The following is a 16,103-nucleotide window of genomic DNA, read 5'->3' on the forward strand; positions in this document are numbered from 1 at the left end:
GGCCTTGTTCGGGGCCTTCGGCTCGGGCTTCGGCTCGGGCTTCTCCTGGGCCTTCGGCTCGGTCTCGTTCGCGGCCTTCCCCTCGGCCTTCTCCTCCGCCTTCTCCTCGGCCGGGGCGCTCTCCTCAGCCTTTTCCTCGGCCTTGTTCTTGGCCGTCTCCTCGGCCTCGGCCTCGGCCTCGGCCTCGGACGCGGACCCGGCTTCGGCGTCAGGCTGAGGCTCCGCCTCGGGCGTCCCCCTGGTCTCCCCCTCCGTCGGGTTCGACGGGTGGGGGACCTTCACGTGGTCGAAGGCCGCTGCCACGAGGTCGTGCTCGTCTGAGCTCGCCTGACGGGGCTCGGGGATTTCGGTGGTGCGGGGCTCGGTTGTCTCCGGAGCCGTGGTGCGGGGCTCGGGGGACCCGCTGTGCTCCGCGGTCCGGGTTTCCGCGGTCGGGGTTTCCGCGGTCGGGGTTTCCGGGGTCCGGGTTTCCGCGATCGGGGTTTCCGGGGACCGGGGCTCCGCAGTCCCGGTTTCCGCGGAGGGGGTTTCCGGGGTCGAGGGCTGCGTGGGAAGTCGGTCCGCACCCTCCGCCTCGGTGGCTCGTGCCTTGCGTGAGCGGCCGAATGCGTTCCGCAGGAGAGTGAGAATGCCCATGTGCGCAACCCTTCGTGAGTTGATGCCCGTCAATCCCTGGCCAGGACGGACACGTAAGGTTAGCGAAGCGCTCAGTGGGGGGAAGCGATCGACCGGGCCGCCGCCACTTCCTGGCGAAGGGGCTCCAGGACGCTCCCGGCCGGACCGGTGAGATCCGTGCGCACGGCGATCAGCGTTTTCGCGTTCCGTACGCCCTCCGACAGCTCCCGGAGTTGCAGGGCGACCTGGGCGATCTCGGCCGTGGACGGGGGCGCGGCCCCGTGCCGGACGCGGACGCGGGCCGCCGTCGTGGCGTCCACGATGCGTTCCACGGCGACGACCAGCGGCCACCAGGCGGCGGCGCGCCGGCCGGTCGGCGGGGGTTCGGTCAGGGCCCGCTGGAACTCGGTGCGGATGACGGAGAGGTCCCGGTACAGGCGGCGGCGCATGCGGGCCCGGGCGGCCGGGTCGGTGTCCGTGCCGAACGCCGCCTCCACGTAGTCCGCCGTGTCGGCGACCGCGTCGGCGAGGCGGTCGCCGACGCGGGTGTGCCAGCTCTCCGGCCACAGGAGGTAACCGGCGATCAGGGCGATCGCGCAGCCGAGGAGTGAGTCGGTCAGCCTGGGGAGCAGCAGGGCCGTTCCCTGGTGGTTGAGGATGTCGGAGAGAAGGAGGATCACCGGCGTGATGGCTGCCGTCTGGTAGCCGTAGCCCCGCGGGGTCAGCGCCGGGATCAGGGGGGCCAGCACGAACATGGCCAGGACGTCCCACCGGCCCAGGGGCACGTTCGCCAGGACCACCGCGGCGATCACCAGGCCGGCCACCGTGCCGAGGGCACGCAGCAGGGCGCGGGAGAAGACCGAGCCGAAGTCGGGTTTCAGGACGAAGGTGATGGTCAGGGCGACCCAGTAGGAGCGGGGGACCGGGATCAGGGAGACGAGGGCCTGGGCGATGCCGATGCAGACCGCGAGGCGCAGACCGTAGCGCCAGGAGTTGGCGGAGAGGATCACGTTGCGGGCTGCCCGGGCCGAGCGGATGCCGAGGGCGGCGGGGCGGCCGAGGCGGTCGTCGATGCCTCGCGGGTCCACGTCGGGGGTCGTGACGACCTCGGCCGTGTGGCGCAGGGCGTGGTCCACCGCGCGGGCCGTCTCCGTGGTGGGAAGCGGGAGGTCCAGGGCTATCGGGCCGGTGTAACCGGTCTCGACGGCCCGGGCCAGGTGGTGGACGGACTCCGGGATCTGCGGCGGGAGGGGCCGGCCCGCCAGGTGGGCCGTGGGGGCCGCCTCGACCACCGGGGTGATCGCGTTCAACTGGGCCAGCAGGCGGGTGAGGTCGGGGCTGCGGCCGTGGTGGCGGGTGCGCCGGGCCAGGATCAGGTCGTAGGACTGGTTCAGGGACTGGGTGACGGCGCGGCGGGCCTCGTCGTACTCCTCGGTGCGGTCCGTGCCGGAGACGGACAGGAGGGCCGCGGCCGTGCGGTAGGTGGCGGCGACCGCCGCGCGTTCGGGGACGCCCGAGCGCAACGGCCAGGCCAGCAGGGCGAGCAGCAGGACGAGGAGGCCGCCGCCGGTCATCAGGGCCGGGGCCAGCCACCAGGGGGAGGGGAGCGGGAGGCCCGCGCCCACCACGCAGTTCAGGAGCAGGAGCAGGCCCGAGACCGAGGCCACGGCGCCGATCGTCGAGATCATGCCGGACAGCAGCGCGACCCCGGTGACCGCGGCGACCGCGTACCAGCCGTGCCCGTACACCAGCGCGCCCAGCGTCACCCCGACCGCGCCGAAGAGCTGCGGGACGGCGATGTTGAGGATGCGCATGCGGTAGGCGTCGGCGGTGTCACCGATGACGCCGGACAGGGCGCCCATGGAGGCGAGCGCGCCGTAGGCCGGGCGGCCGGCCGCGAGGCCGATCACCAGGGGGAGGGTCATGGCGGTGGCGGCGCGGGCGACGGCGGCCCAGTTGACGGGTGCCTGCTGGGCTTGGAGGTTCCGGATCAGCCAGTCGGGAGGAGTGAGGCCGATGGGGAACTCTCGGGGCATGCGGCCATTATGGCGGCTTCGGTCCGGGCCGGACCGGTGGCGTGGGGTGGCCGGGCCGGATCATTCGCGCTGGTGGAGCGTGAGATCGACGACGAGGGCGCGGTGGTCGCTGCCGGTCAGGCGCAGGAAGTGGGCGCCGGTCGCGGCGAAGTCCGGGGAGATCAGGACATGGTCGATCTGGGCGCCGATGACGGAGGCGGTGCGCGAGGGCCAGCTGGGGGCGCGGTCGTGGCCGGCGAGGCGGGCCGCGTCGGTCAGGCCGGTGTCCAGGATGCGGCGGAACGCCGCGTGATCCTGGGAGGCGTTGAAGTCGCCCGCGAGGATGGTGGGGGTGTCCTTGCCGGCCGCCGCGAAGGCGCGGAGCCTGCCGAGTTCGCGGCGCCACAGGCCGAGCTGGCGGGGCAGCGGGGGCATGGGGTGGGCGAGCTGGAGGCGTACGGCGTGGCCGCGCACGTCGGCGACGGCGCCGGGCATGCCCATGGTGCCGTCGACGCCCTCGGTAGGTTGGAGCGGGTAGCGGCTGAGGATCACGGAGCCGTGGGAGCCGGCCGCACGCACCGCCTGCCGGTACGGGTAGGTGTCCGCGAAGTCGCCTTCCAGGGTGGCCTGGCAGGTGTGTTCGCACTCCGCCACGAACACCACGTCCGGATGCCGGTCGCGGATGACCGGCACCAGGGCGGGGGTGCCGCGGCCGAACTCGACGTTCGAGGTGAGCACCCGGACGGCGGCGAGGGGCGGGCCACCGGGCTCGGTGGTGGTGCCGTACGGCTCCAGGTACCAGGCGAAAAGGCCGAGGACGGCGACGCCCCACACCAGTCCCGTCCACCACCGGGCGAGCAGCGCGCAGAGCAGGGCGAAGCCGGTCGGCAGGAGCAGCCAGGGCAGGAAGGCGAGGAGCTGGGGTACGGGGGTGACGCCGTCGGTGTCGGCCACCCGGCAGCCGACGATCACGCTCACGCCGGCCAGCGGCAGTCCGGCACACCAGGCGCCGAGCCTGCGTCCGCGGCGGTGGGTCACGGGAGCGAGCCTACGATCACCCGTCCAGCCGCGCCAGGAAATCGGCCAGCACCCGGTTGAACTCCGCCGGCCGCTCCAGGTTGGGCAGATGGGCGGCGCCCTCGATGACGTGCAGTCGGGAGTCGGGCAGGGCCGCGTGCATCGCCTCCGCGTCGGAGACGGGCGTGTAGGTGTCGTCGGCACCGACCACGACCAGGGCGGGCACCCGCACCGTGGTCAACAGGTGCCGGTAGTCGGGGCGTTCGGCCCGGCCGCGCAGGGCGGCCGCGGCGCCCTCGGGGGAGGTGGCCGTCATCATGCGGTGGACGTGGTCCTTGACGTCGGGGTGCGCGTAGGGGGCGACCATCTTCTCCAGTACCTCGTCGGCGTAGCCGCGCATGCCGTCGGCGAGCAGCCGGTCGGCCATCGCGTTGCGGCCCCGTTTGCCCTCGGGGGTCTCCACGGCCGGGAAGGTGTCGGCCAGGACCAGGCCGCGGACCCGGTCGCCGAAGCGCTCGTAGCACTCCATGGCGATCTGGCCACCCATGGACAGGCCGGCGAGGACGAAGGTGTCCACCTCCAGGAATCGAAGGAGGTCGGCGATGTCCTGGGCGTGGCGGGAGAGCGGGACCGTGCCGGGGGTCACCGGGGAGGCGCCGTAGCCGCGCAGGTCGGGGACGATCACCCGGCGGCCGGCGGAGAACTCCGTCAGTTGCGGGTACCACATCGTGCGGTCGAAGGGGTGGCCGTGGACGAGGACGAGGGGAACCCGGGTCGAGGTGCCGGGGTCTTTGTCCTCGTATGCGAGGAAGGGAGGCATGGAAGTGACCCTAGGTGCCCCAACTCGTCGGTGCAATAAGATCTTTGCTCTCGGTGCAATCGGGGGTATCGGTACGGACAGGGGGACATGTGGACGACTACCGGCGCATCGCCGACCGGATCGCCGACGACATCAGCGGCGGACGGCTACGGCCGGGCCAACGGCTGCCGCCGCAGCGGGCGTTCGCCCGGAGGCACGGAATCGCGCCCTCGACGGCCGGGCGGGTCTACGCCGAACTCGTCCGCCGGGGCCTGGTGGTGGGTGAGGTCGGGCGAGGCACGTTCGTGCGGGCCACCGAACCGGACGGGCAGCCGGGGCACGCGCTGGCCGAGGCGGCCGGTGCCGCGCTCGTGAACCTGGAACTCAACTACCCCAGTGCCGAGGGCCAGTCGGAGTTGCTGGCCCCGGCCCTCGCGCCGCTGCTGCGGGCGGACGCGCTGGGGCTGGCGCTGCGGCCGGCCGCGGCCGCGGGCACCCCGGCCGCCCGGGAGGCGGTGGCCTCCCTGCTGGCCCAGGACGGTCTGCGGTCGGGTGCTGCGCGGGTGCTGTTCACCGGCAACGCCCGGCAGGCGATCGCCGCGACCCTGGCTTCCCTGGTGCGGCCCGGCGGCCGGGTGGGCGTGGAGCCGTTGACGTATCCGCTGGTCAAGGAGATCGCGGGCCGCCTGGGCATCGTCCTCGTCCCGCTCGCGACGGACGAGGAGGGGCTGCTCCCCGAATCCGTCGCCGCCGCCCACCGCAGCGCACCCCTGTCCGCCCTCTACCTCCAGCCGACCCTGCACAATCCCACCTCGCGGACGACCAGCGCCGGGCGCCTCGAGTACCTGGCCGAGGCCGTCCACAGGCTGGGGATACCGGTGGTCGAGGACCGGATCTGGTCCTTTCTGCACCCGGGCGGCACAGCCCCGCTCGCCGCGCTCGCGCCGGGGCTCGTCCACCTCGTCGACGGGCTGTCCAAGCGGGTCGCACCGGGGCTGACGGTGGGCTTCGTCGTCGTACCGCAGGGGCGTACCGAGGCGGTGGCGCGGGCCATCCGGTCCGGCGGGTGGAGCGCGGGCGGGTTCGCGCTGGAGGCGGCCGTGCGGTGGATCGGGGACGGGACCGTGGACCGGCTGGTGGCGGCGAAGCGGCGGGACGCGCGGCACCGGCAGCGGCTGGTCGCCGAGCAGCTGGCCGGGTTCGCCGTACGGTCCCACCCGGCGGCCAGCTTCGCCTGGTGGGAGCTGCCCGCACCATGGCGGGCGGACACCTTCACGGCCGCCGCGCGGGCGCACGGGATCGCGGTCACCCCGGGTACGGCCTTCTCGGTGGGCTCCAGCCGGACACCGGACGCGGTCAGGCTCGGGCTCGCGTCGGCGCCTGAGCCGGAGCTGACGCGGGCGCTGGCGACCCTCGCCGGCGTCGCGCGGGGCGGGGCAGCCGCAGGTACCGGGTGAGCCAGACGGTGAGAGCCACCGTGAGGCCGAGGCCGAGCAGCAGCCAGGCGACCGTGCGCAGGTTGCCGGTGAGGGCGTCGTAGACGGCGCCCACGGCGGGGTGGGGGACGTCGGCGGGCAGGTCGGCGAGGGTCAGACTGCGGCCGACGGCGAGCGCGAGGACCAGCAGGGCGCCACCGAGGGCCGTGCCCAGCGCGGTCGCGGCGACGGCCCGGCGGCGGCGGACGGCCAGGCCGATCCCGGTGACGGCGAAGGCGACGGCCGCCACCGGAAGCCAGAAGCCGGCTACTTCGAGCACGTGATACCCCTTTCGGAGCGCGACCAGCTCGCCCGCCGGCAGCACGGCGACCGCGGTGTGCTCCACCGGGATGCGCTGGGCGAGCGGCATGTGGTCGAGGGTGAGCTGGCGCTTGACCTGGGCGGTGACGGGGGCGAAGTCCACGGTGACGTCGCGCTCGTCCTCCTCGCGCAGGGCGCGCAGGACCGCGTCGTGCGTGACCCGGTTGCCGGTGTCCCAGGCGAGTCGGTAGGCCTCGGTATGGGTGAAGGAGCGCACCGCGTCGTGCACGAACGGGCGGACGGAACCGCGCATCGGGCGGACGTCCAGGTGCTGGTCCACCGCGCGCAGGATCCCTTCACCGACCGTCTCCGCGACGGCCTCCCGCACGTCCGGGTCGGCGGCGAGCGGGGCCATCGTGGTGACGTACCGGCCCGTGTCGGCGAGCCCGTACGCCGCCCAGGCCGCCAGTGCGCCGAACGGCACGAGGAGGCAGGACAGGGCGATCAGTACGGCCGACAGGGCGCTCCTGAGGCGTGGGGACACGCTTCCAGGCAAAGGCTCCGGGGTCCGGGGCGCGAGTGGGAGGACTGCATTCGGGGGAATCCGGGCCCGGTGCCACCGGGCCCGGTCCCCTCCGGGAACCGGCCTCTTTCCCCGCTGGAGGGCTCACCCGAACGGGTTCTTTCTCATGCTGGGGAGGCTGGTGAGGAGGGAGACGCAGACGGCATGGGCCCCGGCCACTCCGGCCCGGGGTCCATGCGCACACGGTCACGCTCAGCGGATCCGGCGTCCGGACGCGTCCTCGCGCGTGTAATAGCGGTAGAAGAACACGAGGAAGGTGGCCGCCGCGATGGGCAGCGACATCAGTGCGGCTCCGAGTGCCGTCGTGGTGCTCTGGCTGTACAGGAAGCCGAACGCGCAGCCGACGAACGCCGACCACAGCAGCGCGTGCAGTTCCCGCCGCATCCGCGGGGCCAGCTTCAGCAGCGCCATGAACACCACCGCGAACACCAGCGCGGTGACGAACCCGAACAGCAGGTTCCAGCCGGTGATCGGCCCGCCGAAGCGGCGGTTGGCAGCGGCCCAGAAGCCGTAGATCAGGCCGAGCACGACCGGGAAGACGATCCGGGCGATCGCGTGGGTCCGCGCGTCGAAGACGTCGGGCGGACGGCTGCGCACATCGGCCGCCCGGCCCTCGGCCCCGGGCGTACGGCCGGGGCGGGACATACCGCCGGACGCGGGTGCCGCGTGAGACATGAGAGCGCTCCTCTCTCCTTGCCCCCGCTCTCCAGGGCACACCTGGGGGCACGGCCTGGCAAGTCGGCCGGGAGGGTGACGGGTCCGGATGCGTGCCGTGGTCTCCCGTGTTCCTCGGGCCCGGCGCCTTCTACCCGCTGGTCTGCGAGGTCGACCGCGCGGTCAGCGCCGGGCCGCGCCGGACCCCGGCCCCTGGTCCGCCGGGTCCGTGACGGCTGCCGCGGCACAGCGCGGCCGGCCGGCGGACGACACCACGGTGTTCGCCGTGCGACGGGTCCGCGAGGGGGCGGGCGAAACCCTCGAACGGGGGCGTTCGCAGACCTGAGGCGCGGATGCGCGGCAGCAGCGGCTACGGTGCTGGCTGGAGAGCGGATCCACCGGGTCCGCGGATCCACAGGGCCCACAGGGGGAGGACCGATGCCCGGAACCGTGCTGCTGATCGCGGCCTCGCCGCTGGGCCGGGGGCGCCTGGTGGACGCGGCCGGTGTGCTGCCGGTGCTGGCCGCCGTCGCCCCGGCCGTGCTGTCCGGCACCGACACGGCCAACGTGGTGGAACTCCCCGACCCGTTGGAGCCGCAGGCCGTCCTCACCCGGCTGCGCGCCGCCGCGGCCGCCCCGGGCCCGCTCACCGTGTACGTCACCGGCCAGCTCCACCTGGACCGCCGCCAGCGGCTGCCGCACCTGGCGCTGGCCCGCACCACCGCGGCCACCGTCCGCTACACCGCGCTGCCCTGGCCGTGGATCCGCGAGGAGCTGCGGTTGCGTTCCGCCGCGCAGACCGCGCTCGTGGTGGACCTGCACGCGGACGCGGAGGCCTGGCGGTACGTCGCCGAGCGCGGGCTCGACTGCGGCCCCACCACCGCCGTTTACGGTCGCATCGCCCCCGCCCGCGCGGCCGGCCGGCGGGGCCCCGCCGAGCCGACGTACATGAAGGCCGTGGCGACGCTGCTGCGGAGCGGGCACCGGCCGCCGTTGGAGGTGGTGCACCAGCAGGCGCTGGCCCGGATCGCGAAGGAAGCCCCGGGGAACCTGCTGCTGGCCGACCCGGGAGGCTTCGCCCCCGGACGCACGGCTGTCGACCCCCACGCCGCCATCAGCGCCGCCGTTCAGGCCGGGCGGCATGCCGAGGCCGATACGATCGCCGCCCGGTACGAGCTGGCCGCCGTACAGGCGCACGGGCCCGCCTCCGAGGACGCCCTGCACTGGAGCGAGGTCCGGGCGGATCTCGCGATGTTCGCCGGCGACGCGGTGCGCAGTTGCCGGGCCTGGCTGGGGGTCGCCGGGGTGCGGCTGGCCGCCGGGCAGGCCGCGGACGCGCCCGCCGTGGAGGCGGCCGTGGACCGCGCGCACCACCAGTGGGGCCGCATCGAGGACACGGCGCGGGCCCGTGAACTCGGGCCCGCGCTCGCGGAGCTGAGACTCAGGGTGCCGGGGCGCCGCAGCGGCGCGCTGGAGAACGTCCAGCGGCAGCTGCGGCAGCTCCAGGCCCAGTAGGCCTCAGCGGGTGAAGGTGAAGTACTTCCAGGCGCCGTGCGTCGTGGAGTTCACGTTGTCACCGGAGGAGTTGTTGATGTACGACGAGCGGACCCGGAAGCGCCAGCCGACGTCCTGGCCGTGGTCGCCGGTGATCTGCACCCTGGAGACGCCGTCGGAGCCCAGCGCGAAGTAGGCCGGCTCACCGGGGTACCAGCTGCCCTGGTAGTACACCTCGTACTCGAACTTCTGCTTGCGGCCCTTGTAGTACGACATCTTCGTCGTGATCAGCGGGTCCTTGGACTTGTGGAGGAAGTAGTACGTGTGGCCCCACGTGTACTTCGACGTGTAGTGGTTGCCGACCGACGTGGACACGCTCACCTTGGCGCCGACCGTGGCGGCGGCGGAGGCGCGCTGGTAACGGGAGTCGCCGGCGAACTTCGCGGTGACCTTGGTGTCCCGCTTCAGGTCCACGGTGACCGACAGGTTGCCGTCGGAGTCGACCTTGCCGGACTTCACCAGCTTGTTCGGCTTGTCGGAACCGAACGGGTCGGCCCAGATCTCCACCGTGCGGTTCTTGTGGGTCTTCCCGAGGTGGGCCGTGAACTTCACGTCCTTGCCGTAGGCGTAGACCTTGCCGTTGTTGTTGATCGTCAGCGTCGGCTTGGCACGCGAGACGTCCACGGAGTCGGAGCCGGAACCCGCCGCGTGGCCGGCGTCACCGGCGAAGGCCACCGTGTACTGCACCTTGCCGCCGGCCGGCGGGGTGTCGGTGAAGGAGAAGGTGCCGTCCGCCCTGGTGGCCGCCGCGGCGAGGGACTTGCCCTTCGGGGAGTCCAGGTCGGTACGGGTGACGGTCAGCCTGGTGCCGGCGGGGAGCGCCGACCTGGAGGTGACCTTGCCCTTGACGGTGAGCTTCTTGGCACGGGCGGCGGTGCCCGGGGCGTCCACGGTGACGGTGGTGACCGCCTTGGTGGGGGCGGTCAGGGCGCGCAGGGAGTAGGCGCCGTCGCTGTCGCGCGACACCGCGAACAGGCGGGAGGCGTCCGGCGCCCAGGCGAGGGAGGCGTCGGCGAGCCGGCCGGTGGTGCGGAAGTCGTATTCCCGTACCGAGGTGTGGGAACCCGGTTCGAAGACGTATACGTCTGGTCCGGACGGGCTGTCGATGCCCGCCGCGACCGCGCCGTCCGGGGCGATGTCCACCGCGTTCGCGTAGGCGTCGCTCGGGTACTGACCGTCCGGTGCCAGATCCGAAGTCCGGTAGACGGTGTGGTGGGTGGGCCCCGGGCTCGCCACCACGACGTCCTTGCCGTCGGGCGTGAGGGCCAGTTCCTTCGTGCCGCCGCCGTCCGCGTCGCGGAGCGCGGTGCGCTCGGGCGTGCCCGAGGAGACGTCGTAGACGGCCAGATGCTGCGGCGTCCGCCCCGGCTCCCCCGCGACCAGGGTGCCCTCGGCGGCGTCCACCATCGGGGCGGCGGTCCAGCCGGTGTCGGGGGAGTCGTAGGTCACCTGCTGTCCCGGCCCGTACAGGTCGATCCAGCCGATACCGCCCGCGTTCGCGCGCGGGGCGTAGCCGAACCACAGTTTGCCGTTCGCCTCGGCCAGGTACCTCGGGCTGAACGCCATGTCGAAGCGCTTGGTCTCGGTCGCGGAGGCGGTGGCGATGGCGACGACGGCAGGGGGGCGGCCCGCGTAGACGGCCGCGTAGACGGTGTCGGAGTCGGCCGACAGTTCGAGGTCCGTGACCCCCTGCAGCGAGGTCAGCTGCTTGACGACCTTGCCGCTGTAATCGGTGACGACGATCTTGCCGTTGTCGGGGTCACTGATGAAGACCCGCTGGTGTTCGCCGTCCACCACGACGTCACCGACCGACTTGACCGGCAGGGCCGTGCTGGAGTCGGCGACCGCCGGAGTGGCGGCGAGAGCCGCCGAGCTGAAGAGGACCGCCAGGGTGGTGGCAGCCGTGAGAGTGCGCATACGCACGCTGATTCGAACCCCCGGAACGAAAGAAGACCTGGGCGCCACCCGGGCACGGCGATGTGTGGGTCCCCTGTGAAGCATGTGTGCCTCGTGCGGCGAGTGTGCAAAGACTAGGTCATGTCACCGACAACAGCGACAGAGTTCCGGGGACCAGGGTGCGCACACCCGGGACAACCGTGGACAGGTCGGGTGCGAAGTGCGGGCTGTGACTGCTCGGCACGGCCGAGAACTTCTCGGTGAACGTGTCATCCGGGGGGCTCATCCCACACCCCGGCGGGGGCGTCACGAACCGGTACGAGTACGGGATCGCGCCGAGCGCCGACTTCCGGGAAGTCCTCGCCGCCCATCGCCGGTCCCGGTCGAACACCGCGCCCCAGCCGAGCACGTCACCGTGCACGGCGGCCACCCGGACCTCCTCGGACCGGGTGCGCGGGTTCAGCGCGGTGCGTGCCTCGGTGCGGATGACGTTGTGCCGGGTGCCCGCCTCGACGCGGCCCACGGTCGGCTCGGCGGACTCACCGGCGCCGATCTCCCCGGGGCGGCACCGGCGGTGCGGGGGGAGTCTTCAGCGGTGGACGTGCTGGACGGCTGCGGGCGCGGTGTCCGCCGCGCGGGCCGGGCCGGCGTTCGCTGCGAGGATCAGGGTCGCCGCGGCGATCACGGCCGCGGTGACACCCCGGGCGGTGGGGGTGCCGCCGCCCACCCGAAGCCGCGCAGAGGCCAGTTCGGGGGTGGGGCGTCCGTAGGGTGCGGGTGTATGTCCGGGCACGGCGACCTCGCAATACGACAGCGGCGTATTAAGCAGGCTTAATCCGCCGCTTAACCTAGGGCTGCACGAGTCGGACGGCAAGACATATCGGGGGAGTTGGGGGCAAGAGGATGCGGGAACGGGACGATCCTGAGGTCATCGGGCGGCGTGTGCAGCGTTTACGCGCCCAGCGCGGGCTGACCCAGCGGCAGTTGGCGGAGCCCGCATACACGCCGGCCTACATCTCCACCCTGGAGGCGGGCCGGGTAAGGGCCTCCGACGAGGCGCTCCGGCACATCGCGGGCCGGCTCGGGGTGGCCTTCGAGGAACTGTCCGTGGGCCGGCCCGCCCACCTCGCCACCGACCTGCGGCTGCGGCTCACCGAGGCGCAGCGCGTCCTCGCCGACGGCAGGGCCGAGGAGGCCGCCGCGCAGTACACGGCGCTGCTCACGGAGGCCGGGACGCACGGGCTCGGCTGCGAGCAGGCCACCGCGCTGCTCGGGCTCGGCGAATGTGCCTTGCAGACAGGAGAGTTGGCAAGGGCGCGCGAGTACTTCGAGCGGGCCGAGGAACGCCTGGCCGACGGGTCGCTGCCGATGCGCGTGCCCGCGGTGCGCGGCCGGGCGGTCGCGCACTACCTCGCGGGTGAACTCCGGTACGCGATCTACCTGCTGGAGTCCACCCTCGACGAACTCAACCGCGGCGGGCTGCACGACCCCGACGCCCTTCTGCTGCTCTACGCCAGCATCATCGGCCCGTACATGGACATGGGCGCCCACGCCCGTGCCGCCCAGGCGGCCGAGTTCGCCCTCGCGCTCGCCCCGCAGGCCGCCGACCCCGCGCTGATCGCCCGGATGCACCGCTCGGTCGCCCGCACCCTGCTCGCCGAGGGCCGGGTCGTCGAGGCCGACGCCTCCCTCGCCAAGGCGGCCGAGCTCTACCGCCAGCTCCAGCTGCGGACGGAGCTGGCCAACTGTCACTGGATGCGCGGTTACGTCTACGCCCAGAACGGTGAGCTGGAGCGGGCGGAGGACGAGCTGCGCCAGGCGCTCGCCATGCTCGCGGAGACCCGGGCCGCCCTCTACCGCAGCCAGGCCGCGGTCGAACTGGCCGATGTGCTGCACCGACGGGGTAAGTCCGCCGAGGCCGCCGACCTGCTGGAGGGTGTCCTCGGGGACTTCTCCTCCGAGCGCGGCGCCGTCCACGCGGCCGCGGCCCACCGGCTGCTCGGCATCATCGCCGAGGACACCCGGGACACCGAGGCCGCCGAAGAGCACTACGTTCGCGCGCTCAGTCTCCTGGAACGCGCGGGCGCCGCCGGCGATCTGGCCGACCTGTGCCGCCTCCTGGGCGACCTGCTGCGCCGCACGGGCCGCGTCGAGGCGGCCCTGGACGCCTACCGCACCGGCCTCGGCCACCGCACGGCCCCGGGCACCACGACCCTGGGCCCGGCCCCGGCCCAGCCACCGCTGTGACCTCGGGGAGCCACCTTGGTGACCGGCGACGCGCCGGCCCCGGTCATGGCCGGTAAGGACAAGGGATCCGACAAGACGACGTCCTCGGACCCGGCGCTCTGGTCGCCGCGCCGAGGTGAGGGTACGCACCCTCTTCCTTCGGGCACAGGAGAGCGGGCGCATCCGGAGACCGCCCTGGGATGCCGCCGACCCCGGTCCCGGGCCCGACGCCGTGAGGTCAGACCTGGGCCCGGCCCTGCTTGCGGATGTCCGTCAGGCGCAGCGCGCCGATCTGGACGGCGGCCTGGGTCGCGTCGTTCGGCACGTCACCGAGGCCGCCGTTGGTGAGGGCGAAGGAGTCCTCGCCGACCCGGACGGCGGCCAGGTCCATCGTGAGTACGTACTCCTGCCCGTCGGACGTCGTGGTGGCGACGCTGATGCGCAGGCCCTGGCGCGCGTCCCCGACCTCGGGCAGCGGGGTGTCGACGACCTGTACGTCCTCCTCGAGCCCGGTTGCGGTGGTGGCCGTGAACCGGGCGCACTGCGCGGGCATCGTCCGCAGCCAGGCCAGCGCGGCGTCGACGTCCGCCGGGCGGCGCGCGCCGATCTGGTAGCGCAGCTGGGCGTCGGTGTCGCCGTCGTCCAGGCCTACGGCCACACGGGCGGGACCGCCGAGGAGTTCGTCGCTGTAGAGGGCGTCCAGCAGCCGCTGGCACTCCCCGGCGGTGGTGGCCGCCTTCAGCAACCCGTCCCGCCAGGTGGCCGCACCGCGCGTCGCGGTCCAGGGGGCGCCCAGGTCGGACGGGTTGATGAGCGCGGCCTGCGCCTGTTCGTCGCTGAGCGTGGAGCCGTCGGCCCGCGCGGAAGCCTTGGGCGTCGGGCTCTCCCGGTCGATCGTCGGGAACGGGTGCGGCGCGGCCGCCGGGTGCCGGAGACCGAAGGCCGCGCAACTGCCGACGGCGAGCAGTCCGGCGGCTATCAGGCAGAGACGAAGGCCACGGGGGCGTATCGCGGCGGTCATGGAGGTGCCTCCTGGGCTGCGTACCGGTGGGGGCCGGTGTGGTTGCCTGCTCTCACGGCACCACCGCCCCGACCGCCTCACCAGCGCTCCGGGCCGTCCGGGTGAGCCGCTGCGGAAAACGCCTCCTTACGGGGACCTCCTGCTTCCGGGGACCTCCGGTTTCCCGGGGACCGCGTGCTTGCGGAAAGCACGGGCTTGCGATGAACGCGTGCCTGCGGAAAGCGCGTGCCTGCGGAAGCCCGCGCCTGTGGTGCACTCGTGCCTGTGGGGGACTCGTGCCTGCGGGAGACCCGTGGCTACGCCGGCGGGAGGCCCGGCCGGAGGACAAGGCGTGCCGGCGGAGGACCGTGCCCGCGCGGACGCGGTCTACGAGGGACGCGGGCCGGCGGGAAAACCGGTGGCCCGCCCCCGCGGGTCCTGTTAGCCTCCCGGCCATGAAGCGCGCCCAGCACCAGTGCCCGTCGAGCACGACGACGCCGGAGACCGTCCCGGCGCGCTGACACCTGACCAGCATCGAAGCCCCGGGGCGAGTGCCCCGGGGCTTCGGCGTATCCGCACCCGGTTCCTCGCCCCGCCCCATCCCACGGAGGAACCCGATGAACGATCAGCTGCCCGACCACCGCCGCCTCGGCCGCGAACTCGGCCTGTTCGACACCGACCCGCTGATGGGCGCCGGCCTGCCCTACTGGCTGCCCGACGGGGCGGTCGTTCGGCACACCCTGGAGGAGTACATCCGGGAGCTGGAACGCGCCGCCGGATACCGGCACGTGTACTCGCCCGCGCTCGGCAAGCGGGAGCTTTACCAGATCTCCGGGCACTGGGACCACTACAGCGACGACATGTACCCGCCGATGCGACTGGGCGCCGAGGAGAGCGAGGAGGTCGTCCTGCGTCCCAGCCTCTGCCCCCACCACGCCCTGATCTACCGCTCCCGCTCCCACAGCTACCGCGAACTCCCCTTGCGCATCGCCGAGTTGGGCACCATGTACCGCGCCGAGCGCTCCGGCGTCCTCGGCGGCCTGACCCGCGTACGCGCCATCCAGCTCAACGACGCGCACATCTTCTGCACCCTCGACCAGGCGGTGGAGGAGGCCCGCGCGGCCCTGGAGCTGATCGCCCGCGCCTACGCGGACCTCGGCATCGAGGCCGTGCGCCACCGCCTCTCCCTGCCCGGCGAGGGCGGCAAGTACGTGGCCGACCCCGGGCTGTGGAGCCGGGCGACCGCCCTGCTGAAGGAGGTCCTCGACGGGGCCGGGGTGGCGTACGAGGAGGCGGAGGGAGAGGCCGCCTTCTACGGCCCCAAGATCGACGTCCAGATCGCGGACCCGGCGGGCCGCGAGTCCACCCTGTCCACCGTGCAGATCGACTTCCACCAGCCCGCCCGCTTCGACCTGCACTACATCGGCGCCGACGGCGCCAAGCACCGCCCGGTGATGGTGCACCGCAGCATCATCGGCAGCGTGGAACGGGTCGTGGCCCATCTGATCGAGGCCCACGGCGGCGCGTTCCCTGCCTGGCTGGCGCCCGTCCAGCTGGTGGTGCTGCCGGTGGCCGAGGAGCAGGCGGAACAGGCGGCGGCGCTGGTCCGGCAGGCCCTGGCGCTGGGTCTGCGCGCCGAACTCGCCGGCCCCGAGCAGGGCAGCCTGGGGGCCCGCGTCCGCGCGGCGCGCCTGGTGCCGTACCAGGCGGTGATCGGCGCCCGCGAGGCCGAGGCGGGCCTGGCCGCCGTACGCCTGCGGGACGGCCGCCGTCCCGGCGAACTCCCGGTGGCCGACCTGCTGGGCAGAATCGCCGCCCGGGTGTGCGGGCGAGGCACCGCCCTGTGGGAGTGAACCCGGAGTCGGAACATGGCTCCATGGCCGGAAGGTGTCCGCTTTGCATGCCCCCTGAGGGAATTCCTGGCTCGGGCTGCCTCCTGGAGCGGCGCTCCAGGAGGTCTCACACCCTCGGCACGAGCCGGGGCCGAGCCCGCCCGGACGAACATCAC

General features: G+C 73.5%; 13 protein-coding genes and 1 pseudogene. 4 read left to right on the plus strand and 10 right to left on the minus strand.

What is annotated here, in order from left to right; all coding sequences use genetic code 11:
- The 4 genes and pseudogenes from ABZ079_RS07375 to ABZ079_RS07390 all read right to left on the minus strand — a co-directional run.
- Positions 1-636: pseudogene (locus tag ABZ079_RS07375) on the minus strand (hypothetical protein); the annotation flags it as partial.
- A 71-nt stretch (positions 637-707) separates the two neighbouring features.
- Positions 708-2,651, minus strand: a complete 1,944-nt coding sequence (locus tag ABZ079_RS07380) for an FUSC family protein (RefSeq protein ID WP_356938428.1) — start codon at positions 2,649-2,651, stop codon at positions 708-710.
- Between the two features lie 60 nt (positions 2,652-2,711).
- A complete protein-coding gene (locus ABZ079_RS07385) occupies positions 2,712-3,668 on the minus strand; it encodes an endonuclease/exonuclease/phosphatase family protein (protein ID WP_356938429.1) in 957 nt (318 codons plus the stop codon).
- A 16-nt stretch (positions 3,669-3,684) separates the two neighbouring features.
- Positions 3,685-4,467 carry an alpha/beta hydrolase gene (locus tag ABZ079_RS07390; RefSeq protein ID WP_356938430.1) on the minus strand — a complete coding sequence of 261 codons (783 nt, stop codon included), beginning with the start codon at positions 4,465-4,467 and terminating at the stop codon, positions 3,685-3,687.
- A gap of 89 nt (positions 4,468-4,556) precedes the next feature.
- Between ABZ079_RS07390 and ABZ079_RS07395 the strand changes: the two genes are divergently transcribed.
- Complete coding sequence (locus tag ABZ079_RS07395; protein ID WP_356938431.1) at positions 4,557-5,903, plus strand: PLP-dependent aminotransferase family protein; 1,347 nt, start codon at positions 4,557-4,559, stop codon at positions 5,901-5,903.
- Here the strand turns inward: ABZ079_RS07395 and ABZ079_RS07400 are convergent.
- Together ABZ079_RS07400 and ABZ079_RS07405 are read right to left on the minus strand one after the other, a co-directional pair.
- Positions 5,803-6,726: a hypothetical protein gene (locus ABZ079_RS07400; protein WP_356938432.1), complete on the minus strand. Its 924-nt coding sequence runs from the start codon at positions 6,724-6,726 to the stop codon at positions 5,803-5,805. The genes ABZ079_RS07395 and ABZ079_RS07400 overlap by 101 nt on opposite strands.
- Positions 6,727-6,957: 231 nt before the next feature.
- Positions 6,958-7,440, minus strand: a complete 483-nt coding sequence (locus ABZ079_RS07405) for a hypothetical protein (protein WP_356938433.1) — start codon at positions 7,438-7,440, stop codon at positions 6,958-6,960.
- A 417-nt stretch (positions 7,441-7,857) separates the two neighbouring features.
- Here ABZ079_RS07405 and ABZ079_RS07410 point away from each other — a divergent pair, with 417 nt between their 5' ends.
- On the plus strand, positions 7,858-8,934 hold the full coding sequence (locus ABZ079_RS07410; RefSeq protein ID WP_356938434.1) for a hypothetical protein: 1,077 nt from the start codon (positions 7,858-7,860) through the stop codon (positions 8,932-8,934).
- Positions 8,935-8,937: 3 nt separating this feature from the next.
- Here ABZ079_RS07410 and ABZ079_RS07415 read toward each other — a convergent pair whose 3' ends face one another.
- The 3 genes from ABZ079_RS07415 to ABZ079_RS07425 all read right to left on the minus strand — a co-directional run bounded on the left by ABZ079_RS07415 (position 8,938) and on the right by ABZ079_RS07425 (position 11,662).
- Positions 8,938-10,890 carry an Ig-like domain repeat protein gene (locus tag ABZ079_RS07415; RefSeq protein WP_356938435.1) on the minus strand — a complete coding sequence of 651 codons (1,953 nt, stop codon included), beginning with the start codon at positions 10,888-10,890 and terminating at the stop codon, positions 8,938-8,940.
- 118 nt (positions 10,891-11,008) lie between these two features.
- Positions 11,009-11,392: a hypothetical protein gene (locus ABZ079_RS07420; RefSeq protein ID WP_356938436.1), complete on the minus strand. Its 384-nt coding sequence runs from the start codon at positions 11,390-11,392 to the stop codon at positions 11,009-11,011.
- A 66-nt stretch (positions 11,393-11,458) separates the two neighbouring features.
- On the minus strand, positions 11,459-11,662 hold the full coding sequence (locus tag ABZ079_RS07425; protein ID WP_356938597.1) for a hypothetical protein: 204 nt from the start codon (positions 11,660-11,662) through the stop codon (positions 11,459-11,461).
- 110 nt (positions 11,663-11,772) lie between these two features.
- Between ABZ079_RS07425 and ABZ079_RS07430 the strand changes: the two genes are divergently transcribed.
- Positions 11,773-13,116: a tetratricopeptide repeat protein gene (locus ABZ079_RS07430; protein ID WP_356938437.1), complete on the plus strand. Its 1,344-nt coding sequence runs from the start codon at positions 11,773-11,775 to the stop codon at positions 13,114-13,116.
- A gap of 217 nt (positions 13,117-13,333) precedes the next feature.
- Here ABZ079_RS07430 and ABZ079_RS07435 read toward each other — a convergent pair whose 3' ends face one another.
- Positions 13,334-14,116 carry a hypothetical protein gene (locus tag ABZ079_RS07435; protein ID WP_356938438.1) on the minus strand — a complete coding sequence of 261 codons (783 nt, stop codon included), beginning with the start codon at positions 14,114-14,116 and terminating at the stop codon, positions 13,334-13,336.
- Between the two features lie 596 nt (positions 14,117-14,712).
- On the opposite strand from ABZ079_RS07435, the gene thrS reads away from it, so the two are divergent.
- Entirely contained in the window at positions 14,713-15,948 is a 1,236-nt protein-coding gene (gene thrS, locus ABZ079_RS07440) for a threonine--tRNA ligase (protein WP_356938439.1), read from the plus strand.
- The last annotated feature ends 155 nt before the right edge of the window (positions 15,949-16,103 follow it).

The sequence above is a fragment of the Streptomyces sp. NPDC006314 genome (genome assembly GCF_040613075.1).
Classification (GTDB): Bacteria; Actinomycetota; Actinomycetes; order Streptomycetales; family Streptomycetaceae; genus Streptomyces.

Coding starts and splice junctions, on each gene's coding strand:
- thrS (WP_356938439.1), top strand. CDS start 14,713: ATGAACGATCAGCTGCCCGACCACCGCCGCCTCGGCCGCGAACTCGGC.
- ABZ079_RS07410 (WP_356938434.1), top strand. CDS start 7,858: ATGCCCGGAACCGTGCTGCTGATCGCGGCCTCGCCGCTGGGCCGGGGG.
- ABZ079_RS07405 (WP_356938433.1), bottom strand. CDS start 7,440: ATGTCTCACGCGGCACCCGCGTCCGGCGGTATGTCCCGCCCCGGCCGT.
- ABZ079_RS07415 (WP_356938435.1), bottom strand. CDS start 10,890: ATGCGCACTCTCACGGCTGCCACCACCCTGGCGGTCCTCTTCAGCTCG.
- ABZ079_RS07435 (WP_356938438.1), bottom strand. CDS start 14,116: ATGACCGCCGCGATACGCCCCCGTGGCCTTCGTCTCTGCCTGATAGCC.
- ABZ079_RS07390 (WP_356938430.1), bottom strand. CDS start 4,467: ATGCCTCCCTTCCTCGCATACGAGGACAAAGACCCCGGCACCTCGACC.
- ABZ079_RS07430 (WP_356938437.1), top strand. CDS start 11,773: ATGCGGGAACGGGACGATCCTGAGGTCATCGGGCGGCGTGTGCAGCGT.
- ABZ079_RS07380 (WP_356938428.1), bottom strand. CDS start 2,651: ATGCCCCGAGAGTTCCCCATCGGCCTCACTCCTCCCGACTGGCTGATC.